A 25,350-nucleotide genomic window follows, 5' to 3' on the forward strand; every position below is an offset into this window, starting at 1 on the left:
GGGGCGACGCTGCCCCGACCTAGACTGACGAGGTGGACTGGGCCTTGGGGAACTTCGAGAAGTCGGCGGGTGAGATCAGGCCGGCGTCCGAGCAGGTCGTCGACGCGCTCGCGCCCGCGCGGGGGGACGTCGTCCTCGACCTGGGCTGCGGCACCGGCAACGCGGCGCTGATCGCGGCGGCGCGGGGCGCGGTGGTGACCGGGGTCGACCCGGCCGAACGCCTGCTGGACATCGCCCGGGCGGACGCCGCAGCCGCCGGACTCGACATCACCTTCGCTGCTGGCGACGCCGCCACGATCCCGCTGCCGGACGACTCGGTCGACGCCGTCATCTCCGTGTTCGCAGTGATCTTCGCGCCGGACGCCGCCGCGGCCGCCGCCGAGATGGCGCGCGTGCTGCGGCCCGGCGGCACGCTCGTGCTGTCCGCCTGGCGACGCGAGGGGGCGCTCGCCGCTCAGGCCGACCTCCGCCTCGGGCTCCTCGATCGCGCCGGCGGCCCAGCCCCCGCCGGTCCGCTCTTCGCCTGGCACGACGAGCACGCGCTGACCGAGCTGTTGTCGCCGTACGGGTTCGCGGTCACGACCACTGAGCACACGCTCGCCTTCACGGCGGCGTCGCCGGCCGCGTTCGCCGACCACGAGCTCGTCGACCACCCGATGTGGGTCGAGTCGCGCGAGCTGCTGGAGCGGGCGGGCCTGTGGGAGCAGGCTCGGCGCGACCTCACCCGAGCGTTCGACGAGCTCAACGAGGACCCGGCGGCCTTCCGCATCACTGGGCGCTACGTGGTGGCGACGGCAGCCCGACGCGGCTGAGCGGCGCTCAGCGCGGCTTGCGGACGCCGCGGAGCGGCCAGTCGCCACCCTGGGCCGTCGACAGCACCTCCTCGGACTCCGTGGGTTGCGCACCGACGTCGTCCCGGATGGGTACCGGACCCGAGACGATGTGGTTCGTGAGCTTGCCGAGCCCCTCCACCTCGACCTCGACCACATCACCGGGGTAGACCGTGCGCGAGTTCGCGGGCGTCCCGGACAGGAGCACGTCACCGGGGTTCAGGGTGATGGTGCGGGCGATGTCGGCGACGAGGTAGTGCATGTCCCACTCCATCTCGTCCGTGGACGCCTGCTGCTTCACCTCACCGTTGACGGTCAGCCGGATGGTCTTGCCCCGGAAGTCCCAGTCGTCGACCAGCCCAGGACCCAACGGGCACAACGTGTCCGAGCCCTTGACCCGGAGCATCGAGCCGGCGTCGGTGTCCCGGAAGTCGTGCAGCCCGTAGTCGTTCGCGATGGTGTAGCCGGCGATGTAGTCACCGGCCGCGTCGGGGCTGATGTTCCGGCACGTCCGGCCGATGACGATGGCGATCTCCCCCTCGTAATTGAGCCAGTTGCAGCGCTCGGGTCGCACCACCGCCCCTCGGTGGGCGTTCAGGGCCGACGTCGGCTTCTGGAAGAAGGTCGGACTGGCCGGCAGGGCGGTGCCGAACTCCTCCACCCGGCTGGTGTAGTTCAGGTGCACGGCAATGATCTTGGAGGGCACGACGGGTGGCAGGTGCACGGCCGTCTCCACGTCGACGGTCCGGCCGTCGCCGGCGACGAGCAACTCACCGTCACGGACGACGTCCACGACCGCGCCGTCCAGCAGGATCCTGCGGTACTCGGTCATGAGCCGGCCACCCCCGCGTCGTGCATCGAGGGTTGCTCGGCGGTCAGCGGCTCGAGGTGCGTGCGTCGCGGCCGCGGGAAGCCATCGGCCGGCCGGTCGAACCACAGGTGCGCCTGACCGGTTCCGACTGAGTTCTCGTACTCGCCGTACTGGCGCCCGGTCGCGGTGCAGTCTCCCTCCCCGAGCGCGCCGATCATCATGAGGTAGTGCCCGAACCGGGCCTCCGGCCGGAACCGGTAGAACTGGGCCATCGTCTCCAGCACCCTCGCGTGGTCGCCGTTCTTGAACCAGTCGATCCGCTCGGCGTCCGCGGCCGCCGCCTCCGGGGTGAAGATGTGCTCGATCCCTGCGGCCTCGTGCTGACGCAGCTGGCGCAGCGGCCAGAACGTGTGGCTCAACGCGCCGGAGGCGATCAGCAGCACCTTGCGGTCGCTCTCGGCGATCGCGTCGCCGAGCGCCCGCCCGAGGCGCAGGTTGTCCTCGCCCTCGGCCGTCTGGCAGACGCCGATGGAGATCCACTTCTTGTCCGGCAGCCCGTCGCCCAGGAACTCCCAGACGTTCGTGGTGGCGTAGAAGATCGGCAGGTGGTCGTCCTCGATGGCCGTGATCCAGGTGCCGTGCCGGTCCGCCTTGCTGGCGATCAGGTGCGCGAGCTCGGGGTCGCCCTGGAAGTCGTAGGGTCGCTGGGACATCCCGCGCGGCAGCTCCTCCGAGGTGAACAGCCCGTGCCGCCGGGACTGCGCCGTGACCACGAACTCCACCGTCGTGGCCCAGTGCGAGTCCAGGACGACGACGGTGTCGTAGTCGAGGGTGTCGAAGACCTCGCGGCGCAGCTGGTGCAGGCCGGACACCAAGGTGCTGTCCTGCCCGTGGTTCAGCTCTCGCCGTACCTCCTCGGGCAGCACGATCGTCGGGACGTGCGCGATCAGTCCGGCCCCCACTACCTCGCCCATCAGCGAGCTCCCTTCCCTGCGTTCCAGCCGTGCGGCGCGAAGACCGTGTTCTTCACGTCCGTGTAGAAGTCGAACGACCAGGTGCCGCCCTCTCGGCCGATCCCTGACTTCCCGTTCCCGCCGAAGGGTGCGCCGAGGTCCCGGACGAAGAAGCAGTTCACCCAGACCGTGCCGGCGTTGAGCCTGCTGCTCACCCGCTCGGCCCGCTCGGGGTCACCCGTCACGAGGGTCGCGGCCAGGCCGAAGCGCGTCGAGTTGGCCATCTCGACGGCCTGGTCCTCCGTGGTGAAGGACTGGACGGTCAGCACCGGCCCGAAGACCTCCTCCGTGAGGATCTCGCTGCCGGGCTCGGCATCGACCAGGATCGTCGGGCGGTAGTACAGGTGCCCGAGGTCGTCGTTGGGCCCGCCACCGAGCACGGCCTTGGCGCCGGCGCCCTTGGCGCGCTGGACGAATCCGTCCACCCGCTCCAGGTGCGCCCGGCTGATCAGGCAGGACATGTCGGTGTCCTCGTGACGTGGGTCGCCCTGCACGATGGCTCGGGCCCGCTCGACCACGGCGTCGAGGAAGGTGTCCCGGATCGAGTCCTCGACCAGGATCCGGAACGCGCCGAGGCAGACCTGCCCGGAGTTGTCGAACTGCTCGACGGCCAGGCTCACTGCCAGGTCGAAGTCGCTGTCCGCGAACACCACCAGCGGCGACTTCCCGCCCAGCTCGAACGACAGCGGCACGATGTTCGGCGCCGCGGCGGTCGCGATCGTCCCGGCGGTCGGTACGGACCCGGTGAACGAGAGCCGGTTGATGCCTGGGTGGGCGGTCAGCGGAGCGCCGGCCTCGGCACCCGTGCCCTGGACGACGTTGAACACCCCCGCCGGCAGGCCGGCCTCCGCGGTGATGTCCGCGAGCAGGGACGCGGTGAGCGGGGCCCACTCCGGCGGCTTGGCGACGACCGTGTTGCCGGCGGCCAGGGCCGGCCCGATGCGCCACGTGGCCAGCATCAGCGGGGCGTTCCACGGTGTGATGATCGCGGCGACTCCGGCCGGGTCGTAGCTGACCCGCTCGCGGTGCCCGCGGATCTCGCCGTCCGGGTGGTCCAGGTTCTCCACCCAGTCGGCGAAGAACCGGAAGTTCATCCCGACCCGGGGCATGACGCCCCGGCGGTGCGAGCGCAACAGCGAACCGTTGTCGCGGGTCTCGACCCGGGCGAGCTCCTCGGCCCGGGCGTCGATCCCGTCGGCGACCCGGCGCAGGATCGTGGCGCGCTCGGCCGCCGGCAGCGCGGCCCAGCTGGGGAAGGCCGCCCGGGCGGCAGCAACAGCGGCGTCCACCTCCGCGGCCCCGCCGGCCGAGATCTCGGCGATCGGCTGCTCGTCGATCGGCGAGACGTCCGTGAAGGTCGTCGCGGAGGCGACCCGCTCGCCGTTGATCCAGTGCCGGGTGTCGACGTCGACTCCCTCGACCGTCGCGAGCGACGGGGTCGTCGAGGCGCTCACCGGTCGACCCCGTCGGTCAACGTGGCGAGGCTGCGGCCGCCGTTCCAGACGACGCCGACCTGGCGGTAGTAGCCGCCGATGATCTCCTCCACCGGCAGCCGGTCGAGTTCCTCGGTCGGTGAGTCGAACAGTCGCAGCTCGGCGTCACCGCTCCAGGCCTGACCGCCCTCGAAGTCGCTGGCGCCCGACTCGATGAGCTCGGCGAACGCGTCCGGGGCGCCGGCGGCGATGCCCGGGTACACCCGGTGATGCGCCATGGGGTGGCCGTTGACGAAGCCCGCGGTCGGGCTCTCCTCGCGCAGGGTGAGCACGGCCTCGGCCAGGCGCCGGTCGCCGGCCGCCAGCGTGGCGCCGAAGACCCCGCCGGGCGCGATCTGCGGGGCGGCGTGCCCGAACACGTGGGGCCGGGTCTGCCAGATCGAGCCGAGCTTCTTCGGGTAGCCCTGGTGCAAGCCTCGACCGATCGCGAAGTCCTTGTCCACCCAGATGTAGACGCAGCGGGAGTAGGTCTGCCCGCGGAACGTGCAGCGCACGACGACGAAGGCTTCCTTGTACTGCGAGCGCACCGGGTCGAGCAGCTCCTCGCGCGAGCTGGAGCAGGACTGCCAGTCCGCCCAGATGATGGCGACCGCACCCGGATCGTCCTCGGCGAGGGTGAGCGGCGCGGGCAGCAGCTCGGCGACCCGGGCCGGGTCGGTCCGGTACTCGACGGTCAGCAGGTCGCCGGAGTAGGACCACGGCGGGGCCGGGATGAGCGACGACCTCCCGGTCGCGCTGCGGGGGTAGAAGAACCCCTGGACGTCGTTCATCGGTGCTCGCTCCCGTCGTTCGTTTGGATCCGTACGATACAGCGGATGGGTCGGCCTGACAACGCGCTCGGACGTGGCCGTCGGAGCCTTGCCAACCGCCGACTCCTCGACTACCGTTCGGACCCAAATGATCTGGGAGGTACCTGGTGGGGCACTTCGACACGTCCGGTCTGGAAGAGGCCGCTGCGGGGCTGGTCCAGGACGGCATCGACGTCGTCCGGGTGGCCTACTCGGACCTGATGGGCACCGACCGCGGCCGGGACATCCTGACCAACCGGTTCGCCCGCACGACGCACGACGGGGTCGCCTTCTGCCGGTCGATCTACGGCACGTCCCCGATGGGCGACGTGATCGACATCGAGGGCGGCCTGGCCGCTGGGCTGCCGGACGTGGTGGCCTTCCCGGACGTGTCGACCCTGCAGAAGGTGCCCTGGGAACCCGGTGTCGCGCACTGCATCGCCGACGTGTTCAATCCCGACGGGACGCCCGCGGAGGAGGACCCGCGGACCGTGCTGAAGCGGGTCATCCGCCAGTTCGCCGAGCTCGGCATGGTTCCCACGGTCGGGCCGGAGCTCGAGTTCTACCTGCTGGAGAAGGACGACACCGTGCCCAGTGGCTGGCGTCGCTACGGCGAGGCGACCGGCAACGTGTACGTCGCCGGCCTGCGGGGGGATCCCGAGAACACGTTGCTGCGCAGCCTGCGCCACCTGTCGGCGTACGGGCTCGAGGTGGTGGCGGCGAACCACGAGTTCTCCAGCGGCCAGTTCGAGATCAACCTCTGGCACTCCGAGGCGCTGGACGCCGCCGACCGCGCCTTCCGGTTCAAGGCCGCGGTCAAGGAGCTCGCCCGCCGCGAGGACAAGCTCGCGACCTTCATGGCCAAGCCGTTCAACGACGAGGGTGGTTCCGGCTTCCACCTGCACTTCTCCACCTGGTCCGACGACGGCCAGCCGCTGTTCCACGACCCCGACGCGCCGGACGGGCTGTCCCAGGTGGCCCGCGGCGCCATCGCCGGCGTGATCAAGCACGCCCCGGCACTTGCCGCGCTGGCCAACCCGACCATCAACTCCTACAAGCGGTTCGGGCCGGACACCCTCGCCCCGTGGTTGATCGACTGGGGCCTGGACAACCGCAGCGCGATGGTGCGGATCCCACCCGAGCGCGGTGGTGCGACCCGGCTCGAGCTGCGCCTGGGCGACGCCAGCGCCAACCCCTACCTGGCCGTCGCGGGACTGCTCGCGGCCGCCTACCTCGGGATCAAGGAGGGCCTGGAGCCGCCGGCCGCCCTGGAGGGCTACGGCTACGACCCGGCGAAGGCGGACCTGCTGCCCGGCGACCTCGGCACCGCGCTCGACGCGCTGGAGGCGGACACCGAGCTCGTCGAGGCGCTCGGTGGCCAGTTCGTGCGCACCTTCGCGGCGTACAAGCGCAACGAGCTGGAGCGCTTCTCCCGCTGGGTCACCGACTGGGAGTTCCGCGAGTACGCCTACCACCTGTGAACCGTTGACCGCACCACCTCTCGAGATGAGGAGCACGACCGTGACCGAGCCAACGCCCGTCCCGCTCGAGGACGTCGACCTGGCGGACCTGGACCGGTTCGCCCGCAACGAGGGCTGGGGACAGTTCGACACCCTGCGGCGCGAGGCCCCGGTGTTCTGGAACGCCGAGGCGGCCCCGAGCTCCGGGTTCTGGGCGGTGACGCGGCACGAGGACATCTGCGCCGTCGACCGCGACCCGGAGACCTTCACGTCGACGAAGTTCACGAACCTCGAAGAGGTGGACGACGACCTGCAGGACCTGCGGCGCTCGATCCTGGAGACCGACGGCCTGCGGCACCGAGCGTTGCGGAAGCTGATCCAGCGCGAGTTCAGCCAGGGCAACCTGCTGCGCAACTACGAGGAGTTCCTGCGCGGGCTCACCAAGGCCACCGTCGACGCGGCGCTGCCCAAGGGGGAGTTCGACTTCGTCAAGGAGATCAGCGCCGACTTCCCGATCCAGGTCCTGGTGCGGTTGCTCGACGTCCCGGTGGCGGACACCGGCAAGCTGATCGACTGGGGCAACCAGATGATCGGCAACACCGACCCGGACTACGCCGAGCACCTGCTCGCCGACCCGGAGAGCGAGCAGTACAAGCACCTGCCGTTCCGGTCGCCGGCGGCGCTCGAGGTGTTCGAGTACGGGCGCGCACTGGCCCGCGAGCGCAAGGGCGGTGACGGCACCGACCTGATCAGCATGCTCGTGAACCGGGTGCCGGAGGACGGCGAGCCGTTGTCCGCCACCGACTTCGACAACTACTTCCTGCTCCTGGTCGTGGCCGGCAACGAGACGACCCGGCACACGATCAGCCAGGCCATGCTGGCGCTCATCGAGCACCCGGACCAGCTCGCCCTGCTCCAGGAGCGACCCGAGCTGATCCCCGGCGCGGTCGAGGAGTTCCTGCGCTGGGCCTCGCCGGTCTACCACTTCCGGCGTACGGCGACCCGCGACGTGGAGCTCGGTGGCGCGCAGATCAAGGAGGGCGACAAGGTCGTCATGTGGTTCGCCTCCGGCAACCGCGACGAGAGCGTCTTCGACGAGCCGTACCGGTTCGACGTGACCCGTCAGGACATCGACCACGTCACGTTCGGCAAGGGCAGCCCGCACGTCTGCCTCGGGAACAGCCTGGCGCGCATGGAGATCCGGCTCATGTTCACCGAGCTGATCCCGCGGCTCGCGAGCATCGAGCTCACCGGCGACGTCCGCCGGGTGCGCAGCAACTTCGTCAACGGGATCAAGACCCTTCCGGTCCGCGTCACCACCCGCCAACCTCCCCCGTGATCATGCACGTTCGCCCCACCCCCCGCGGTGATCATGCACGTTCGCCCCGCCACCCTGGCGGTGATCATGCACGTTCGCCCCACCACCCCGCCGTGATCATGCACGTTCGCCCGCGCTCACCAGCGCCGACGTCCGATCTGCGGCTCGAGGCCCAGCAACTGGCCCACGGCGTGCTCCAGCGCGAGCGACGGACCCCACACGTGGCCCCGGTGGAAGCCGACGACCTCCCAGCCGAACCCGGCCCGCAGGTGGTCGCGGCGGCGAGCGTCGGCCAGCTGCTCTGCCGGTGACCCGTGGTGCTCGTCCCCGTCGTACTCGACGCCCCGCCTGGCGTCCTCGAAGCCGAGGTCCAAGCGATAGAGCACGTGGTTCCGGGCGTTCCGGATGGGGATCTGCGCCGTCGGTCGCGGGAAGCCGGCGTCGTGCAGTCGCAGTCGCAGCCACGACTCCCCGAAGGACTCCGTGAGCGGTTCGACCAGGCCGAGCAGCTCACGACCCTGGGCGACGCCGCGGTGGCCGGCGAACCGTTCGATCTCGCTCAGCGCTCGTGGCGCGTCGACGAGCCCGCGGCTCGCCAGTCCGTCGAGAGCCGCCAGCGCCATGGGCCGCGGGAGCAGCCGGGCCAGGTCCAGGGTGGTTCGCAAGGTCGACGTCCGAAGTAGTCCGTGCGACTCGACGACGTCGCCAGAACCCATCGGAGCGGTGTAGCACCGGATGCCCGGCCGCCGGACCGGCGTGCGCCCGGCCGGCAGGACGCACTCGATGGTCGGCAGGCTGCGTTCTGAGCCGGGAAGGCGCAGGTCGCCGATGCCGCCGAGCCAGGCGACGGTGCCGCGGCAGAGCACAGCGTCGGCGGGCAGGAGGAGCGCGGCCGCCTGGGCTCGCAGCGCCAGGGTGTCGGCGGCAGCGACGTCGACGTAGACCCCCCGAAGCATCTCGCGGGCGCGACCGGCCGCGACCAGTCGGTACGCCCGCCGTCCGGTGAGGTCCCGGGCAGCGCGTGCGGTGAAGGGTCGGCCGTCATTGAGCATCCGGACAGGATGGGACGTCGGAGCGTCCAGGCGCTGTGGTCATCCACAGGCGGGGCGAACGTGCATGATCACGGCGGGGGGGGCGGGGCGAACGTGCATGATCACGGCGGGGGGGGGGTGGGGCGAACGTGCATGATCACCGGGGGGTTTCGTCGGCGACCATCTGGCGCACGATCTTGCGCACCTGCAGCGCGGCAGCGTCGGCGCTGACGCTCACCGTGGGTCGCGGTCCGTCCCTGTCGAGCACGGCCTGCATGGTCTCCAGGATCGCCTGCACGCGCCGGTAGTACTGCTCGAACATCGGCCGCAGGGTCTGCTCCGCGTCCGGTTGGAGCGCGAAGTCCCGGCTGACCCGCCACAGGTGGCGCGTGTGGGTGGCGTCGATCGGCGTGAGGGCGTGGGTGAACCGGAAGGTGCAGGCGGGACCACCGCCGTCCTCGCCGGCCTCCCACCCGTCCACCCAGAGACCCGGAGTGACGAACTGCCCGAGCTCCCGCTGCCGGAACAGCGTGCCCGCCGGACGTCCCACCAGCTCGCTGTGCCAGGCGGTGAGCTCGGCCGGCGGGTAGTCGCGGGAGAACGACACACTCGTCTCGCTGACCTCGACGTCGAGCCGGGGCGGCGCTGAACGCAGGACCGGCGGGGCGAAGTCGGGGTCGACCACCGTGATGTGGCTGATGTCGGCGAAGTTCTCCTGCAGCAGGTCGATGGCCGCGTGGGTCTCCCACTGCGAGCCGAAGCTCGCCCAGGCCGGGTCGGCAAGCCACGGCACGGACGGCGCGGTGCGCAGTGAGGCTCGCGCCGGGTCGCCGAGCCACGCCCAGACGAAGGTGCCGTCGTCGTGCACCGGGAACGCCCGTACCCGCGCGCCGACCGGGATGCGGTCCTGGGTGGGCACTCGCACGCACGCCCCGGACGCGTCGTACGCGAAGCCCGTGTAGCCGGACACGATGGTGTCGCCGTCGACCCGGCCCAGGCTCAGCGGGTAGGGCCGGTGCGCGCAGCGGTCCTCCAGGGCGACGGCGCGCCCGTCGGAGACCCGGAAGAGGACGACGGCCTGGTCGACCGCGCGCCGACCGAGCGGAGTGCCGGTGACCTCGTCGGACGTCGCCGCGACGTACCAGCAGTTGCGGGGGTAGCTGCGGGACATGGCGCTCCTGGGTCAGCGGACGGCAGATCAGAGGTCGAGGGTCAGTCGGGCGGAATGGCACCGCGAGACACAGATCATCATGAACTCGTTCGAGGCCTTCTCGTCGTCGTTGAGCACCGAGTCGCGGTGGTCGACGTCGCCGTCCACGACCTCGGTCTCGCAGGTGCCGCAGACGCCCTCCAGGCACGACCCGAGCACGTTGGCGCCGGCCTCCTTGGCGACCTGGAAGACCGACTTGTCCGGCGGCACCTGCAGGGTCAGCCCGGACCGCTGGAGAACCAGCTCGAACGAGGAGTCCTCACCGGTCGCGCCTGGGTCGGATGCCTTGGGCGAGAAGCGTTCCAGGTGCAGGGAGCCCGGCGGCCACACCGTGCACCGCTCCTCGACGGCGGCCAGCAGTCCCTCCGGCCCGCAGCAGTAGACGACGGTGTCCGGGCGCGGCGTACCCAGCCACTCGTCCAGGTCGAGGAAGCCGGTCTCGTCCTGCGGGGCCAGGGTGACGTGGTCGCCGTACGCCTCCAGCTCGCTCAGGAACGCCATCGACGCGCGCTCGCGACCGCCGTACAGCAGGGACCACTGGGCACCGGCGGCGTGCACCTCGGCGATCATCGGCAACAGCGGCGTGATGCCGATCCCGCCGGCCACGAACAGGTACGCCGGGGAGGCCACCAGCGGGAAGTGGTTGCGCGGCCCGCGCACCCGGACCGTCCGTCCGGGCGCCAGCTGCTCGTGCACGTACGTCGACCCGCCGCGGCTGGCCGGTGCCCGCAGGACGCCGACCCGCCAGCTCGCTGCGTCGATCGGGTTGCCGCACAAGGAGTACTGCCGGGTGAGGTCGTCGTCGAGCAGCAGGTCGATGTGCGCCCCCGGCGTCCAGGCTGGCAGCGCCTCGCCACGCGTCGCCGTCAGCGTCAGCGACACCACGTCGGCGGCCACCACCTCGGCATCGCGCACGATCAGGTCGGCCTCGAACTCCTTGAGGGTCGTCCTGGTCTCGGTCATCGAGGCACTCCGTCCGGCCAGCCAATTCTCGTTCGGATCCGAACGATATCGAGCAGACGGCCTGCACGCAAGGCCCGGCAGGCGGTTCCGGCGGGGTCAGCCGGCGTCGGCGCTGCCGCCGACGGAGGTCGCGGCGACCGGCACGGGCGGAGCACCGGCCGGGTCGATCTCCTCCAGCCGCAGCACGACCTTGCGCAACGCGCGGGCCATGACCTTGAGCTCGTTGGCGGACAGGCCCGACGTCACGAACGCCTCCTGCTCGTTGAAGGCGGGGAACAGCTCCTCCATCAGCCGCCGCCCCCGCGGGGTCAGCGAGAGCAGGACCCGCCGGGCGTCGTCCGGGTGCACCCGGCGCTTGAGCAGCCCGCGCTTCTCGAGCGTGGTCGAGACGCCGGTCAGGGTGCCCTTGGAGATGCCGGCCTCGGCGGCCACGTGCCGGGTCTCGACGTCCTTCCAGACCCACACGACCCACAGCACGACCCAGCCCGTCCAGGTCAGGTCGTGCGGGGCCAGGACCGTGCGCTCCAGGTGGTTGCGCACGGCCCCGGCCGCTCGGTAGATGTTCCCGACCCCGGCCATCGCGGCCATGTCGATCGGCAGACTTCCCAGCTGCTCCTCGATCGCGCGCTCGGTCTCATGGAGGGTGTGCTGTCCGGCCATGGCCACATCCTCCCCGAACCGCGGGTCCGGCGCTGGGGCGGGCATCCCCGCTACAGCCGGACCGGGCCCTGCTCGGACTCGGTCAGCTCCCCGAACTGGGTGCTGGCCGGGGCTCGTCCGGGCATCACCCACGTCAGCGCGAGGCCGACGACGAACACGCCGAGTGCGGCATAGGGCGCGTAGATCGTCGGTGCCGTGACCTTGTAGACCGAGCCGAACATCGCGGCCAGGGTGATCACGATGCCCACGACCGCCGCGAGGTACAGCAGCGCCCGCTTGGGCGTGTCGGACAGGCCGCGCAGGGCGCCGATCGACATCAGGAAGTAGATCGTGGCCAGCGCGAACCCACCGAAGGTGGAGGCCCAGTAGAAGATCGACGCGTAGTGCGGGGTCTCGGGGAGGGCGAACAGGGCGGTCCAGAACTTCGTCACCAGGATGACCAGCAGGCCGAAGGCCAGGACGAAGGTGCTGGCCACCAACGGCGTGCCGCGGCCAGACACCTTGCCCAGCACGCTCGGCAGCCGGCGGTCGCGACCCATGGCGAAGAAGCCGCGCGAGGCGGCGACGGCCGTCCCGATGAGCACGGCGAGCATGTCGAGGACGACGACGAGCTCCATCAGGCGGCGCAGGGCCACCGAGCCGTAGCCGCCCTCCGCGGCCGGGCCGGCGAGCCCGAACAGCGGCGCGCCCGCGTTCTTGCCCAGTGCCTCGAGGTCGAAGTGGTAGCCGGCCACCGTGGCGTACGAGCCGATCACGTAGAACCCGGCGACCGCCATCACGGAGAACAGCACGGCCCGCGGGATGTCGCGCTTCGGGTGCTCGGTCTCCTCGGCGAGGTTCGCGGACGTCTCGAACCCGGTGAACAGCAGCACGCCGTAGAGCACGCCGAACAGGATGCCGTTCCAGCCCTGCGGGGACGAGCTGGGCTTGAAGGCGGTGGCCACGCTGTTGTCGCTACCGACCTTGATGATCACGTAGATGAAGAAGATCAGGACGACGGTGATCGACACCAGCGCCAGGGTGAGCTGGGCGCGGGTCGACAGGGCCACGCCGAGGTAGAGCACCCCGGCCAGGATGGCGAGCAGCAGCAGGTCCCAGACCGTCTCCGGCAGGTAGGAGTGCCCGAACTCGGCGAGCAGCGTGTCGTGGATCGTGCCGCCGATGAGCACCAGGAGGCCGGTGCTCAGCACGAGGATGCCGCAGTAGTAGAGCAGTCCGGACGCGACGCCGAGGCGTCCCCCGAGACCGTCGGTCACGTAGTCGTAGAGCGATCCGGCCGCCTGGATCTTGCGGGTGTACTGCGCCACGATCCAGCCGAGCGCGAGCACGCCCACGGCGGCGATCAGCACGGAGAGCGGGGCGGCGTTGCCGCCGCCCTTGCCGGTCGCCGAGATGATGCCCACCAACAGGGGCACCAGGAACGCGATCGAGAAGACCGGTCCCATGAACCCGATCGACTGGGCGACCGCGTCGATGATGGTCAGCTTGCGGCCGCTGCCCCCCAACCGCTGGTAGTCGCCGTGATCCTCTTGCGCCATCGTCTGCTCCTCGCAGGTCGTGAGGTCGTGACCGAGCTGTCCGTTCGGTCGCGTTCGCGCACGTTCGGGTCTAAACGTTTGAGGCCGAACGACATGCAGGCTAGCGGCCGGGCGGCCGTTCGTCACGGGGTTGACGGAGGATTTCTCAGCCGTCGCGAGCGGACAGCCGGAAGTCGAAGGCCACCGTGCCGGCGTCCACCAGCGTGGTGCCGCCGTCCACGGTGAGCACCGCGCCGTTCACGTAGGACGCCTGCGGGCCCAGCAGCCACAGCACGGCCGCGGCCACCTCCGCGGGGAGGGCCGGACGTCGTTGCGGCACGAGCGTCGTCACCTGCTCGTACGCCGCCGCCCGATCCAGGCCGGCGCCCTCGCCGAACTCCCGCATCTCCTCGTCCGCCATCTCGGTGCGCACCCAGCCGGGGCAGACCACGTTGGCCCGCACGCCCACCGGCCCGAAGTCGACGGCGATGCTCTGCACCAGCATGGTGAGGGCGGCCTTCGAGGTGGCATAGGCCGCGGCGCCGGCGGAGGCCCGTAGCGCCGCGATCGACGAGACGCCGACCAGTGAACCGCCGACGTCCCGCAGGTGCGGCAGGGCGGCCCGTGCGAGCAGGTACGCCGAGGTGAGGTTGCCGCGGATCACCTCGTCCCACTCGGCCGGCCCGGTGTCCAGGATCGTGCCGGACCGCATGACGCCGGCGTTCAGCACCACGTGGTCGAGCCGGCCGTACCGGACGACGACGTCCGCGACCAGCCGCTCGACGTCCCCGGGAACGCTCACGTCCGCCACGACGGGGACCACCTCGCCGGGCAGACCCGCCGTCCGTGCCTGGGCCGCAACGACGTCCAGCGGCTGGGCGCGACGTCCGCAGACGACCACCCGGTGCCCGAGCGCAGCGGCGGCGGTGGCGACGGCGGCGCCGATCCCCGTCCCGGCACCGCTGACGAGCGTCACGGGAGCTGCCGTGCCACCGTTCCCGCTGGGCGCGCTCACGACGAGATCACCTCCACCTTGCGGACGAGCTCACGGCAGAACGGACCCAGCTCGTCAGGGTCGTCGATGAACATCGACGGCTTGAAGCAGATGGTCGTGTAGCCCTGGGCCAGCTGGGCCGGCAGCGACTCGAGCGCCTGGTCGAGGTCGGCCGTGCCGTCGGGGGAGTCGAACCGGCCACGGATGCCGCCGACGAGCTCCAGCTCGCCCGGGTCACGCCCGGCCGCCGTCATGGCGAGCCCGACCTTCTCGAGGTCGTCCTGCGTCAGCGGACCGAACGGGTTCACCCCGTGGCCGTACCGCACGATCCGGCGCAGCAGCGCCGGGTGCATGCCCTGGCCTCCGAACCACATCGTCGGGCCCTGTGGCCGCCACGGCCGCGGCTCGAGCCACACGTCGTCGAAGTCGAAGTACTCGCCGTGGTGGGTGGCCGGCCCTGGCGACCACGCGGCCCGCAGGGCTGCGAGCTGCTCGTCCAGGATCCGGCCCCGCTGGTCGAACGGGACGCCGAGAGCGGCGTACTCGTCCCGGTGCCAGCTGACGGTCGGCAGGACGACGAGCCGACCCTCGGACAGCACGTCGAGCGTCGCCAGCTCGTTGGCCAGCAGCAGCGGGTGGCGCAGCGGAGCGATGACGGCACCGGCGACCAACCGCAGTGCGGTCGTCGCCTGGGCGATGGCGCCGAGCAGCACCAGCGAGCTCGGCCAGGGGGTCGCCGGGTCCTGGTTGCCGGGCGCGGCGTACTCGCGGGGGTTGCCCATCACGCCGTTCTCGCCGGCCGAGCGGCCGAGCACGACGTGCTCGCTGAGCATGACGCCGTCGATCCCGGCCTGCTCGGCGTCAGCCGCCATCTGCACGAGTCGCCGCAGGTCGCGTGGGCCGACCATCGTCCAGTTCTCGGACAGGACGAGCAACAGCCTGGGGGTCGGCACCGGCGCACCTCACTTCGTTCGGGAGCGAACGATAGTGTGGCACGAAGACCGGCTCGGGGGGAGGGGGCGACGCGAGGTCGCTAGGCGGTCGGTGCCACGGCCTGGACCTCCAGCTCGATGGTCACCTTGTCGCTGACCAGCACGCCACCGGTCTCGATCGCCTCGTTCCAGGTCAGACCCCACTGCTTGCGGCTGATCTGGGCCTTGGCGCTGAAGCCCGCGCGGACGCCGTCCCACAGGTCCGGCCCCGCACCGTTGAACTCCAGCACGAACGTCACCGGGCGGGTCACGCCGACCAGGGCCAGCTCGCCGTCCAGCAGGAAGTCGCCGTCGTCCTCGCGCACGCCGGTCGACCGGAAGGTCATCTCCGGGTGCCGCTCGACATCGAAGAAGTCGGGCGAGCGCAGGTGCTCGTCGCGGGCCGGGTCCCGGGTCTCGACGCTCGCCGTCCGGACGCTGGCCTCGACCGAGCACTCGGCCAGCGTCGCGCCGATCGTGATCTGGCCGGTGAAGTCCGAGAACCGCCCGCGGACCTTGCTCACCATGAGGTGGCGAGCGACGAACTCCACCTCGGAGTGCACCGGGTCGACGGTCCACACGCCGGGGAAGAGGCCGTCGATCGTGCGTCCGGACGCGGTGGTGACGTGGTCGGTGGAAGGCATCTCAGCAGCTCGTCTCAAGGTCGGGGTCAGGGTGACGGAGGTGTGGTCCCAGGCGGTTGTTCACAGGTCCAGGACGAGTGGTTCCGACGACGCCGCGCGCGAGACGCAGATCATCATCCGCTCGTTGGCACGTCGTTGACGGGGGGTCAGGAGGACGTCGCGGTGGTCCACGGCGCCGCCCAGCACGCGGGTCTCGCAGGTGCCGCAGTTGCCCTCGCGGCACACGTTGGGGATCGGCAGCCCCTTCTCCTCCAGGACGTCGAGGATGGTCCGGTCGGCGGGCACGTCCAGGGTCAGGCCCGTGCGCGACAGGGTGACCTGGAACGGCCCGTCGTCCTCACGGTGCGCCTCGCCCGCCGCGAACCGCTCGACCACCAGGGGGAGCCCGGTGCTCTCGGCGTGCTGCTCGAGGGCGCTCACCATGCGTTCCGGGCCGCAGGCGTGCATGGTGGCGCCGGCCCCCAGGGCCTGCGTGGCGAGCTGCTCCAGGTCGGCTCGCGACCCCTCGTCACCCACGTGCACGTGCACCCGGTCGCCGTACGTCGCGAGCTCCTCGAGGAACGCCATCCCGGTTCGGCGACGGCCGCAGTAGTCCAGCCGGAACGGCGTTCCCTGCCGGTGCAGCTGACGCATCATCGGCAGCAGCGGAGTGATGCCGATCCCGCCGGCCACGAACCGGTGCTCGGCGGCTGCCGCGAGGGGGAAGGTGTTGCGCGGGCCACCCACCTGGACGTGCATGCCCGGGCGCAGCTGCTCGTGGACGAACGTCGAGACGCCGCGGCTGTCCGGCTCGCGCAGGACGGCGATCCGCCAGCTGGTGCGGTCCGCGGGGTCGGAGCACAGCGAGTAGTGGCCGGCGTGGTCGGCGACCACCCACAGGTCGAGGTGGGCGCCCGGCTCCCACGGCGGCAGCTCCGCTCCGTCCGGGTCGACGAGCTCCACCGAGACCACGTCCTCGGCCTCGAGGCGCAGGGCCCGGACCTGCATCAGCCGGGTGTCGGAGTGGCCGGCCTCGACCACCGGCGTGCGCAGGGACACGACGGGCCGCTCGCCCGGCGGATCCCACTGCACGGGAAGGGACTTGGGGGCTCGGAAGACCCAACCGGTGACCCGTTCCGGCTGCCGGGGGTCGGCCCGCAGCCCCGGCAGGGCCGCCAGCAGCTCCTCGAACATGATGCGCTGCACCTGCCGGGCGAAGAAGTGGCCGGCGCAGAAGTGCTCGCCGTTCCCGAAGGCCTGGTGGGTGCGGCTGCTGCGGTCCAGGTCGAAGACGTCGGGGTCGTCGAAGCGGGTCTCGTCCCGGTTCGCCGAGCCCAGGATGGTCATCACGATGTCGCCCGCGGGGATCTGGACCCCGGCGATCGTGACGTCGGCGCTCGCCTGCCGCTCGACCGCCCCGATCGGGGCGATCCAGCGCAGGCCCTCGTGCACCGCCAACGGGATGTAGGCCTCGGGGTCCGCGTAGGTGAGGGCGAGCTGGTCCGGCCGGGAGAACAGGCCGTGCAGGGTGCTGCCCGCAGCGTGGCCGGGCTCCTGCATCCCGCCGAGCAGGATCACCTTGAGCGAGGGCAGGATCAGCTCGAGGGAGCGCGGCTCACCGTCCTCGCGCCCGGTCCAGATCATGTGCGAGAGCATCGAGTGGTCGGGGTGCCGGCGCAGGTGCTCCAGGTGCGGTCGGACGACGGACTCGATCTCGGCGCTGGCCCGGTCGGCGACGGCGAAGCTCTCGGGGTCCAGGCCGAAGTTGGAGACCCCGAGGTTGAGGTCGGCGAACCAGCGGCGGAGCGTCGCGGCGTCCACCAGCCCCTCCAGGCCCATCACCTGCCGCAGCGCCTCGACGCTGACCGGCTCGAAGTACGCGGACATCAGCTCCGCCTCGGTGCGGCCGGCCAGCTCGGCCAGGTAGTGCTTGGCGACGGGTCGCACCAGGGCGTCGATCATCTGGTGCACGGGCCCGGGCTGCAGGGGCGGGTCGACGCCGCGGCGCAGGTCCGCGTGCTCCTCGCCGCCCGAGGTGAGGACGTTGGGGGCGCCGAACACCCGCTGCAGGGTGGGGTGGCTGGTGGCCCCGGCGAAGCCGTGCTTTCCGGTGCCGATCTCGGCGCACTCCTCGAACCGGGTGGCGAACCAGACGCCGGCGGCCGGGATCCACGCGACGGGCGCCTCCCGGCGCAGCCGGGCGTACGTCGGATAGGGGTCGTCCTCGAGCTGCTCGAGGGTGATCTCCGTCAGGAAAGCCGTGTCCGCCATCGTTGGTCCCTTCGCCGACGGCCACTATAACAGGGCGGTCGTTCGATTTATCGGAACACTCGACGGCGACCTCAGGCGTCCCGGTCGGGGTAGAGGGCGACGACCCAGACGGCGGCCGGCTTGCCCTTGACCGCCTGCCAGACATGCGGTCCGTCGGCGGGGTAGGTGGCGTAGTCGCCGGCCGAGACCACGGCGCTGGACTCCTCCGGCCCGAGCCGGGCGCTGCCGCTCACCACCAGGACGTGCTCGCGGGCCCCCGGTCCGTGGCCGGCCGACACCTCCGAGTGCCCGCGCTTCAAGGTCAGCGAGTGGAACTCCAGGAGCGAGGCCTGGACGGTCGTCGACTGCACCAGGAACCCGGCGATCGCGTCGTCGGAGATGTCGGTGCCGGAACCGCGTGGCACGACGAGCACTTCCCGGCTGGCTGCCGCGGCGGTGATCAGCTCCGGCACGGACGACGACAGCGCCCCGCCCAGTGCGGTCAACGTCCCCAGCGTCGGGTTGGCCGAGCCGGCCTCGATCTGCGACAGCGTCGACTTGGCGACCCCGGAGCGGGCGGACAGCTGCGCCAGGCTCAGACCTCGAGCCTGGCGCAGCCGCTTGATGTTGTCGGCGACGTTCGCCGTCAAGTCGTCCATGGGCCGTGAGTATGGCCCAGGTGGGGGCGAGTCCCTAGCCCACGGCCTCCGTCGGGCGCTCGCCGACGGCCGTGCCGTCGTCCGAGCGGTTGCGGCCCATCTGGGCGTACATCTGCGGCGCGACGGACTTCAACCGCAGGGCGGCGCCGAGCCCGACGACCGCCGCGACGACGATCAGGGCGGGCAGGATCCACCGCAGGGAGCTCTCCGGGTTGCCGAGCAGCAGGCCGAACTTGGCCGCCGCGTAGACCGCGACCAGCCCCATGCCGATCCCGCCGATCGCCGGTGCGATCACGGTGCGCCACAGGTTCGAGTCGAGGCCACGGTTGGCCGCGAAGAAGGCGATCACCGCGAAGGACGACAGCGACATCAGCACGAGGATGGCCAGCGTGCCGAGGTTCGTCAGCCAGGTGAACAGCTCCAGCACCGGGTCCTTGTCGGCCAGGACGAACACCAGCACCACGACGAACGCCAGCGTGGTCTGCGCCAGGGACCCCACGTGCGGGCTCTGGTGCTTGGGGTGGGTGCGGCCCAGCACGCTGGGGACCAGGCCCTCGCGCCCCAGGGCGAACAGGTAGCGGGCCACGGCGTTGTGGAACGCGAGCAGCGCGGCGAACACGCTGGAGACGAAGAGCAGGGACATGAGGGTGGTCAGGCTCGAGCCCATGTAGGTGTCGCCGAGGACGAACAGGAACGCGGTGGGGTCGGGCTTGAGCCCGCCCAGGAAGTCCTGCAGCCCCACGGCACCCTGGCCGTTGACCATCAGCCACGTGGTCACGGTGTAGAAGAGGCCGATCGTCAGCACGGCGACGTACGTGGCGCGCGGCACCGTGCGCTTGGGGTCCTTGGCCTCCTCGCTGTACAGCGTGGTGGCCTCGAACCCGATGAAGGCGGCGAAGTTGAACAGCAGCGCGATGGTGATCGAGCCGGAGGTGAAGCTGTCCCAGCTGAAGGGGCTCAACGAGATGCCGGACTTGCCGCCTTCGCCACCCTTGACCAGGATCATCAGGTCGAGGATCAGCACGATCAGGAACTCGAGCGTCACCAGGACGACGAGCACCTTGACCGACAGGTCGACCTGCCGGTAGCCGCAGAGCCCGACGATCGCCATGGCGATGAAGACGTAGACGTACCAGGCCATGTCGATGCCGAGGTGGTCGCTGGCGAAGCCCGCTGCCGCGGCGCCGAACAGGCCGTAGAGACCGATCGACATGCAGTTGTAGCCGAGCACCGCGATGATCGCGGACGCGCCGCCCGTCGGCTGCTTGAGGCCGCGGGTGATGTAGCTGTAGAACGCGCCGGTGCTGGTGTGGTGACGAGCCATCGTGGTGTAGCCGACGGAGAAGATCAGGAGCAGGACGCTGACCACGACGTAGGCCGCGGGGATGCCGGCGCCGTTGCCGTAGAGCATCGCGACGGGCGCCCCGCCGGCCATGGCGGTGAGCGGGGCGGCGGCGGAGACGACGAAGAACGCGATGCCCAGGACGCCGAGCGTCCCTCGTCGCAGCTTCTGCGAGTCCCTCTTCTCGATCTCACCCTGGGCCGAACTGGACTGGTGACTCATGTGGGCTCCTTGGAGGCTCCGCCAGAGGGTCCGGCGGCCGACACTGCTGGATCTTTCACGACGACGACTGTATATTTCGCGAAACGCAGCGATCGGTCAAGAGGTTCGGCCCAAGTGGTTCTTGCGGCGGCCCCGATCGACCACAGACGAGGAGCGGGCATGATCGACGAGGACGTCCTGCCGGGCAGGAAGCTTGCAGTGAGCCACTTCGGGCTGAGTTGTCTGGACTTCCCCCTGATGCTCGACTTCTACACCCGGGTGCTCGGACTGACCCAGAGCGACGGTGGCGAGATCGAGTCCGGCGGGGGCACCGACCTGGCGTTCCTCACGACGGACCCGCGCGAGCACCACCAGCTCGTGCTGGCGTCCGGCCGCCGCGACCAGGTGGTCGAGACCAGCTCGGTGGTCGGCGGCAGCATCGGGTCGAACGTCTTCCAGGTGTCGTTCCGGGTCCGCGACCTCGACACGCTGCGCGGCATCACCCGCCGCCTCGCCGAGGCGGGTCGTACCGACCAGAACGCGATCAGCCACGGCAACGCGTGGTCGCTGTACGTGCGTGACCCCGAGGGCAACGCGCTCGAGTTCTTCGTCGACGCGCCGTGGTACGTCGCCCAGCCCTGCGCTGAGCCGCTGGACCTGTCCAAGTCGGACGAGGACATCCTCGCCGAGACCTCCGCCTACTGCCTGGCCCAGCCCGAGGTGCTGCCCTACGAGGAGTGGGTGCGCCAGACCGGCGAGAAGATCGTCGCCGACCAGGCGAAGCTGTAACCGGGTGTCAGCGCAGGCGCGAGACGTCCGACCGGGTGCCCTGGCGCGCCGGCTCGGTGAGGAGCCGCCGCTCATCGGGACGTTCTCCATCCTGGACGACTCGGTCGCGGCGCAGTCGTTGGCCCGCAGCGGTTTCGACTTCGTGCTCGTCGACCTCCAGCACGGCCTGTCCGACCTGAGCCGGATGGTCCCGCTGCTGCAGGGCATCGAGGCTGGCGGAGCGATCCCGCTGGTGCGCGTGCCGTCGCTGTCGCCGACCGAGATCGGCACGGCGCTGGATCGCGGCGCGCACGGGGTCGTCGTCCCCATGATCGAGTCGTCGGCCCAGGCGGCGGCCAGTGTCGCCGCGTGCCGGTACCCACCCGCGGGCGAGCGCAGCTACGGCCCGTACCTGGTGCGCACCGACGGCTTCTCGGACGCCGCCCCGCCGCCGTGCTTCGTGATGGTCGAGTCGGCCGCGGCGCTGGCCGCGATCGACGAGATCGTCGCGGTGCCAGGGCTGTTCGGCGTCTACGTGGGCCCCTCCGACCTGGCGATCAGCCTCGGTCTGGGCGCCGACTACGACGTCGCCGATCCTCGGCACGACGACGCGGTCGCCGCGATCGGGACGGCGTGCCGGAGCGCCGGGGTGGTCAGTGCCATCCACACGTCGAGCGCGGCGGAGGCGCAGCACCGGATCGCGCAGGGGTTCACGATGGTCAGCGTTCGCAGCGACCTGGCCCTGCTCGGTTCCGCGGGCACGGTCCTCCTCGCCAGCACTACGCTGCATCCGTGACGGACCTCGGGGCGACGCTGGCGGCGAACGTGCGAGCGCTGCGGGAGTCCGCAGGCATCTCGCTGAGCCAGCTCGCCGAGCGCTCGGGGGTCGCCAAGGCGACGTTGTTCAAGGTCGAGCGCCAGCACACCAACCCGACCCTGGACACGATGGTCGCGATCGCGGACGCCCTGGGGGTCACCACGACCGCCCTGCTCGAGCAGCCGGCGGACAACGAGCTCGAGATCGTCCGGGCCGGTGAGGGCGTCGACATCTCCGACTTCGCGTCGAAGGGCCAGATCCTGAAGTCGATGGTCGTCGGCTCGGTGCTCGTGGAGATCCATCACCAGGTGTTCAGCCCGGGCATGGCCGAGACGTCCGCCTCGCACGGACCGCTGGCCCGCGAGCACGTCTTCGTCCGGTCGGGCTCCATCGAGGTCGGCCCCATCGGCTCGGCCGGGGTGCTGAAGCCGGGCGACTACGCGACCTATCCGGCCGACCGCACCCACCGGTGGACCGTCGTGGGGCAGCGCAAGGCGGAGGTCTGGATCGTGCACACGTTCGCCCGGGGGCAGCGCGACGTCCCGCAGTGACCTCCCGAGGGCATTGCGCTACCATCCAAAATCATTCGGGACCGAATGGATTTGTCGCGTCCCCCAGCGTGAGGAGCAGGACATGCCTGGCGTCCAGACCGACGTGGTCGCGACCACCGACTGGCCCGAGCGCGCGGCGTCCCTCGAGTTTCCCGCCGGCCTCTTCGTGGGCGGCGAGGTGCGGACCGCGGTGGACGGCCGGGTTCGCACGATCACGTCGGCCCGCGACGGCCGACCGCTCGGCGACCTCGCCTGGGCGGCCGCGGCGGACGCCGACGCGGCGGTCGCGGCCGCTCGCGCCGCGTTCGACCACGGACCGTGGCCGCGGATGCACCCCCGCGACCGCGGGCTGGTCCTGAACCGCTGGGCGGACCTGGTGGAGGAGCACCGCGCAGACATCGCCCTGCTGGTCACGCTCGAGATGGGCAAGCCGATCCGGCACTCGCACGACATCGAGCTGCGGGCGCTCATCTCCTGCCTGCGCTACTACGGCGGCCTGGCGGACAAGGGCTCCGGCGAGGTCACCCCCACCACCGCGGGCGAGCTGGCGCTGGTCACCCGCGAGCCGGCCGGCGTGGTCGCCGCGGTCGTCCCGTGGAACTTCCCGCTGACCCTCGGCGGCTGGAAGCTCGCGCCGGCCCTGGCCGCCGGCTGCACCGTGGTGCTCAAGACGGCCGAGCAGTCGCCGCTGTCGATGCAGCGCGTCGCCGAGCTCGGGGCGCAGGCCGGACTCCCCGCCGGCGCGTTCAACGTGGTCAGTGGCGACGGTGCGGTCGTCGGACGGCGCCTGGGCGAGCACCCGGACGTCGACGTGCTGACCTTCACCGGCTCGACCGCCGTCGGCCGGCACTTCCTGCGCTACGCGGCGGACAGCAACCTCAAGCGCGTGCACCTCGAGCTGGGCGGCAAGTCACCCAACATCATCCTGCCGGACGCGCCCGACCTGGACGCGGCGGCCGACACCGCCGCCTGGGCGATCTTCTTCAACAGCGGCGAGATGTGCACGGCCGGCTCGCGCCTCGTCGTGCACGCCGACGTCGCCGACCAGGTCGTCGAGCGCATCGTGCAGACGGCGAAGGGCTGGTCCCCGGCGGACCCGCTGCTGGCCGACACCCGGATGGGACCGCTGGTCGACCACCCCAGCCTCGAACGGGTGCTGGGCCACCTCGAACGAGGGGTGGCGCAGGGCGCGCAGGTCCGCTCCGGCGGCCGGCAGGCGCTCGCGGACTCCGGCGGCGCCTACCTGGAGCCGACCGTCGTCACCGGTGCCGGGCCGGAGAACACCCTGGTCCGGGACGAGGTCTTCGGCCCCGTGCTCGCCGTGCAGGTCGTGCGGGACGAGGCCGAGGCCGTGCAGGTGGCGGGCGACACCGCCTACGGGCTGGCGGCGGCCGTCTGGACGGCGGATCTCGGTGCGGCGCACCGGATCTCGCGCGCCCTGCGGGCCGGCACGGTCTGGGTGAACTGCTACGAGGAGGGGGACATGTCCGTCCCCTTCGGCGGCGTCAAGCTGTCCGGCTCCGGCCGGGACAAGTCCCGCCACGCGATGGACGAGTACACCGACCTGAAGACGACGTGGATCCGCTATGACTGAGCGGACCGGCGGCCGGCCCCTGGTCGTCATCCCGGCCCGCTACTCCCAGAGCGCCTCTGCGCTGCGCTACCGGGCGGAGGTGGTCGCCCGGACGTTGGCCGAGGCCGTGTTCGAGGCCGGCGGCGAGCCGTTGGTCACCCACCCGCACGCCCCCGGTGCCACGGTCGACGTGGACGCGGCCCGCGAGCGGCTGCGCTTCGCCGACGCGCTGCTGCTCCCCGGTGGCGGCGACGTCTCGGCGCGCTGGACCGCCACCGACGATCACCCGAGCCTGTACGACGTCGACGAGGGGCAGGACGCCTGGGACATCGCCCTGGCCCAGGCCGCCATGGCCGATGGGCTGCCGCTGCTGTCGATCTGCCGCGGGACGCAGATCGTCAACGTGGCCCTCGGGGGGACGCTCGTCGCCGACATGGCCGAGACCGTCGGCGACCACCGGCACCGCACCCACCAGATCAAGGTCGCGGTGGACTCGCCGCTGGCCGCCGTCGTCGGCGAGCAGCCGACGATCTCGTGCTACCACCACCAGTGCCTGGACCAGCTGGCACCGGGGCTGCGCGCCGTGGCCTGGGCCGGCGACGGGGTCATCGAGGCGGTCGCGTCCGACGTCCTGACCGGCTGGTACGTCGGGGTGCAGTGGCATCCGGAGGACTCTGCCGCAACGGATCCGGCCCAGGCGGCGATCTTCGCCGGACTCGTCCGCGCCGCGGCCGGCCGGCGGGACGCCGCGCCCCACGGCAGGGGTGAGCGATGAAGGTCCTGTTCATCAAGCACGACCACCTCTCACCCGAGGGTGAGGTCGGCGCCCGGTTCGCCGAGCGCGGGTACACCGTGGTGGACCACCTCGTGGTCCCGCCCGAGCACTTCGACACCCCGGACGTCGAGCCGCACTTCCCGGACCCGGCGGACTTCGACGTGATCGTGCCGCTCGGCGCCCCCTGGGCCGCGTACGACGACGCGCTCGTCGGCCGCTGGGTGCAGCCCGAGCTCGAGCTGCTCCGCTCGGCCCACGAGATCGGCGTCCCGGTCCTCGGAATCTGCTTCGGCGGGCAGCTGCTGGCGCTCGCCCACGGGGGAACCGTGGCCCGTGCGCCCGGGCCCGAGATCGGCTGGCACGACGTGCAGTCGGACGACGAGCAGGTCGTGCCGTCGGGGCCGTGGTTCCAGTGGCACTTCGACCGCTGGCGGCTCCCGGCGCAGGCGACGGAGGTCGCCCGCAACCCGGCGGCGTCCCAGGCCTTCGTGCTCGGCCGCAACCTCGCCGTGCAGTTCCACCCCGAGCTCGACTCCCGCACGCTCGGTGGCTGGCTGGGAAACGGCGGCGAGCGCCAGCTCGTCGAGCACGGGATCGACGCGGAAGCGTTGCTGCACACCACGCGTGGCCACGACGAGCGCAGCCGGCGCCGCGCGCACCAGGTCGTGGACGGCTTCCTGGACCAGGTGGCCACCCGCTGACGGCCGGGCGCCGTTGACCGTCCCGCTCGGG

23 protein-coding genes and 1 pseudogene are annotated in these 25,350 nt (G+C 71.5%); 9 read left to right on the forward strand and 15 right to left on the reverse strand.

All coding sequences use genetic code 11. From position 1 onward, the window contains the following. Nucleotides 1–32 precede the first annotated feature (32 nt). Nucleotides 33–812, forward strand: coding sequence for a class I SAM-dependent methyltransferase (locus ABEB17_RS08655; RefSeq protein WP_345716276.1), 780 nt, complete (start codon nucleotides 33–35; stop codon nucleotides 810–812). Nucleotides 813–819: 7 nt separating this feature from the next. On the opposite strand, the gene ABEB17_RS08660 is transcribed toward ABEB17_RS08655, so the two are convergent. The 4 genes from ABEB17_RS08660 to ABEB17_RS08675 are packed head-to-tail and all read right to left on the reverse strand — an operon-like array spanning nucleotide 820 to nucleotide 4,917. After that, on the reverse strand, nucleotides 820–1,662 hold the full coding sequence (locus ABEB17_RS08660) for a fumarylacetoacetate hydrolase family protein (RefSeq protein ID WP_345716277.1): 843 nt from the start codon (nucleotides 1,660–1,662) through the stop codon (nucleotides 820–822). Continuing rightward, nucleotides 1,659–2,615 (reverse strand): DODA-type extradiol aromatic ring-opening family dioxygenase, encoded by a 957-nt coding sequence (locus ABEB17_RS08665; protein ID WP_345716278.1) that lies wholly within the window; start codon nucleotides 2,613–2,615, stop codon nucleotides 1,659–1,661. Before ABEB17_RS08665 ends, ABEB17_RS08660 begins: the two co-directional genes overlap by 4 nt. Then, the gene (locus tag ABEB17_RS08670; protein ID WP_345716279.1) at nucleotides 2,615–4,108 is read right to left on the reverse strand and encodes an aldehyde dehydrogenase; all 1,494 of its coding nucleotides are present in this window, start codon (nucleotides 4,106–4,108) and stop codon (nucleotides 2,615–2,617) included. Before ABEB17_RS08670 ends, ABEB17_RS08665 begins: the two co-directional genes overlap by 1 nt. Further along, nucleotides 4,105–4,917 (reverse strand): acetoacetate decarboxylase family protein, encoded by an 813-nt coding sequence (locus ABEB17_RS08675; RefSeq protein ID WP_345716280.1) that lies wholly within the window; start codon nucleotides 4,915–4,917, stop codon nucleotides 4,105–4,107. Before ABEB17_RS08675 ends, ABEB17_RS08670 begins: the two co-directional genes overlap by 4 nt. Nucleotides 4,918–5,063: 146 nt before the next feature. Here ABEB17_RS08675 and ABEB17_RS08680 point away from each other — a divergent pair, with 146 nt between their 5' ends. Next, nucleotides 5,064–6,416, forward strand: coding sequence for a glutamine synthetase family protein (locus tag ABEB17_RS08680; RefSeq protein WP_345716281.1), 1,353 nt, complete (start codon nucleotides 5,064–5,066; stop codon nucleotides 6,414–6,416). 25 nt (nucleotides 6,417–6,441) lie between these two features. Continuing rightward, on the forward strand, nucleotides 6,442–7,734 hold the full coding sequence (locus ABEB17_RS08685; RefSeq protein ID WP_345716282.1) for a cytochrome P450: 1,293 nt from the start codon (nucleotides 6,442–6,444) through the stop codon (nucleotides 7,732–7,734). A 116-nt stretch (nucleotides 7,735–7,850) separates the two neighbouring features. Here the strand turns inward: ABEB17_RS08685 and ABEB17_RS08690 are convergent, their stop codons facing one another. The 11 genes and pseudogenes from ABEB17_RS08690 to ABEB17_RS08740 form a co-directional block, all read right to left on the reverse strand. Continuing rightward, nucleotides 7,851–8,765 (reverse strand): hypothetical protein, encoded by a 915-nt coding sequence (locus ABEB17_RS08690; RefSeq protein WP_345716283.1) that lies wholly within the window; start codon nucleotides 8,763–8,765, stop codon nucleotides 7,851–7,853. 136 nt (nucleotides 8,766–8,901) lie between these two features. Then, complete coding sequence (locus ABEB17_RS08695; RefSeq protein WP_345716284.1) at nucleotides 8,902–9,915, reverse strand: aromatic ring-hydroxylating dioxygenase subunit alpha; 1,014 nt, start codon at nucleotides 9,913–9,915, stop codon at nucleotides 8,902–8,904. A 27-nt stretch (nucleotides 9,916–9,942) separates the two neighbouring features. Continuing rightward, nucleotides 9,943–10,914 (reverse strand): annotated as a pseudogene (locus ABEB17_RS08700) (PDR/VanB family oxidoreductase); the annotation flags it as partial. A 99-nt stretch (nucleotides 10,915–11,013) separates the two neighbouring features. Then, entirely contained in the window at nucleotides 11,014–11,577 is a 564-nt protein-coding gene (locus ABEB17_RS08705; RefSeq protein WP_345716286.1) for a MarR family winged helix-turn-helix transcriptional regulator, read from the reverse strand. Between the two features lie 50 nt (nucleotides 11,578–11,627). Next, nucleotides 11,628–13,115 carry an APC family permease gene (locus tag ABEB17_RS08710; protein ID WP_345716287.1) on the reverse strand — a complete coding sequence of 496 codons (1,488 nt, stop codon included), beginning with the start codon at nucleotides 13,113–13,115 and terminating at the stop codon, nucleotides 11,628–11,630. Between the two features lie 145 nt (nucleotides 13,116–13,260). Next, the gene (locus ABEB17_RS08715; protein ID WP_345716288.1) at nucleotides 13,261–14,109 is read right to left on the reverse strand and encodes an SDR family NAD(P)-dependent oxidoreductase; all 849 of its coding nucleotides are present in this window, start codon (nucleotides 14,107–14,109) and stop codon (nucleotides 13,261–13,263) included. Then, the gene (locus tag ABEB17_RS08720) at nucleotides 14,106–15,041 is read right to left on the reverse strand and encodes a TIGR03619 family F420-dependent LLM class oxidoreductase (RefSeq protein ID WP_345716289.1); all 936 of its coding nucleotides are present in this window, start codon (nucleotides 15,039–15,041) and stop codon (nucleotides 14,106–14,108) included. Before ABEB17_RS08720 ends, ABEB17_RS08715 begins: the two co-directional genes overlap by 4 nt. An 80-nt stretch (nucleotides 15,042–15,121) precedes the next feature. Continuing rightward, nucleotides 15,122–15,703, reverse strand: a complete 582-nt coding sequence (locus ABEB17_RS08725; protein ID WP_345716290.1) for a YceI family protein — start codon at nucleotides 15,701–15,703, stop codon at nucleotides 15,122–15,124. Nucleotides 15,704–15,763: 60 nt separating this feature from the next. Next, nucleotides 15,764–17,953 carry a cytochrome P450/oxidoreductase gene (locus ABEB17_RS08730; protein ID WP_345716291.1) on the reverse strand — a complete coding sequence of 730 codons (2,190 nt, stop codon included), beginning with the start codon at nucleotides 17,951–17,953 and terminating at the stop codon, nucleotides 15,764–15,766. A 71-nt stretch (nucleotides 17,954–18,024) separates the two neighbouring features. Beyond that, a complete protein-coding gene (locus tag ABEB17_RS08735; protein ID WP_345716292.1) occupies nucleotides 18,025–18,591 on the reverse strand; it encodes a helix-turn-helix domain-containing protein in 567 nt (188 codons plus the stop codon). 34 nt (nucleotides 18,592–18,625) lie between these two features. Further along, nucleotides 18,626–20,155, reverse strand: a complete 1,530-nt coding sequence (locus ABEB17_RS08740; protein ID WP_345716293.1) for an APC family permease — start codon at nucleotides 20,153–20,155, stop codon at nucleotides 18,626–18,628. 159 nt (nucleotides 20,156–20,314) lie between these two features. Here ABEB17_RS08740 and ABEB17_RS08745 point away from each other — a divergent pair, with 159 nt between their 5' ends. The 6 genes from ABEB17_RS08745 to ABEB17_RS08770 all read left to right on the forward strand — a co-directional run bounded on the left by ABEB17_RS08745 (nucleotide 20,315) and on the right by ABEB17_RS08770 (nucleotide 25,319). Next, nucleotides 20,315–20,923: a VOC family protein gene (locus ABEB17_RS08745; RefSeq protein ID WP_345716294.1), complete on the forward strand. Its 609-nt coding sequence runs from the start codon at nucleotides 20,315–20,317 to the stop codon at nucleotides 20,921–20,923. Between the two features lie 4 nt (nucleotides 20,924–20,927). Then, complete coding sequence (locus tag ABEB17_RS08750) at nucleotides 20,928–21,698, forward strand: HpcH/HpaI aldolase family protein (RefSeq protein WP_345716295.1); 771 nt, start codon at nucleotides 20,928–20,930, stop codon at nucleotides 21,696–21,698. After that, entirely contained in the window at nucleotides 21,695–22,270 is a 576-nt protein-coding gene (locus ABEB17_RS08755) for a helix-turn-helix domain-containing protein (RefSeq protein ID WP_345716296.1), read from the forward strand. The genes ABEB17_RS08750 and ABEB17_RS08755 overlap by 4 nt, the downstream gene beginning before the upstream one ends. 82 nt (nucleotides 22,271–22,352) lie before the next feature. Next, a complete protein-coding gene (locus tag ABEB17_RS08760; protein WP_345716297.1) occupies nucleotides 22,353–23,864 on the forward strand; it encodes an aldehyde dehydrogenase family protein in 1,512 nt (503 codons plus the stop codon). Further along, the gene (locus ABEB17_RS08765) at nucleotides 23,857–24,618 is read left to right on the forward strand and encodes a gamma-glutamyl-gamma-aminobutyrate hydrolase family protein (protein ID WP_345716298.1); all 762 of its coding nucleotides are present in this window, start codon (nucleotides 23,857–23,859) and stop codon (nucleotides 24,616–24,618) included. Before ABEB17_RS08760 ends, ABEB17_RS08765 begins: the two co-directional genes overlap by 8 nt. Then, nucleotides 24,615–25,319, forward strand: coding sequence for a type 1 glutamine amidotransferase (locus ABEB17_RS08770; RefSeq protein WP_345716299.1), 705 nt, complete (start codon nucleotides 24,615–24,617; stop codon nucleotides 25,317–25,319). Before ABEB17_RS08765 ends, ABEB17_RS08770 begins: the two co-directional genes overlap by 4 nt. Nucleotides 25,320–25,350 lie beyond the last annotated feature (31 nt).

This window comes from Angustibacter luteus (assembly GCF_039541115.1).
Lineage (GTDB): Bacteria > Actinomycetota > Actinomycetes > Actinomycetales > Angustibacteraceae > Angustibacter > Angustibacter luteus.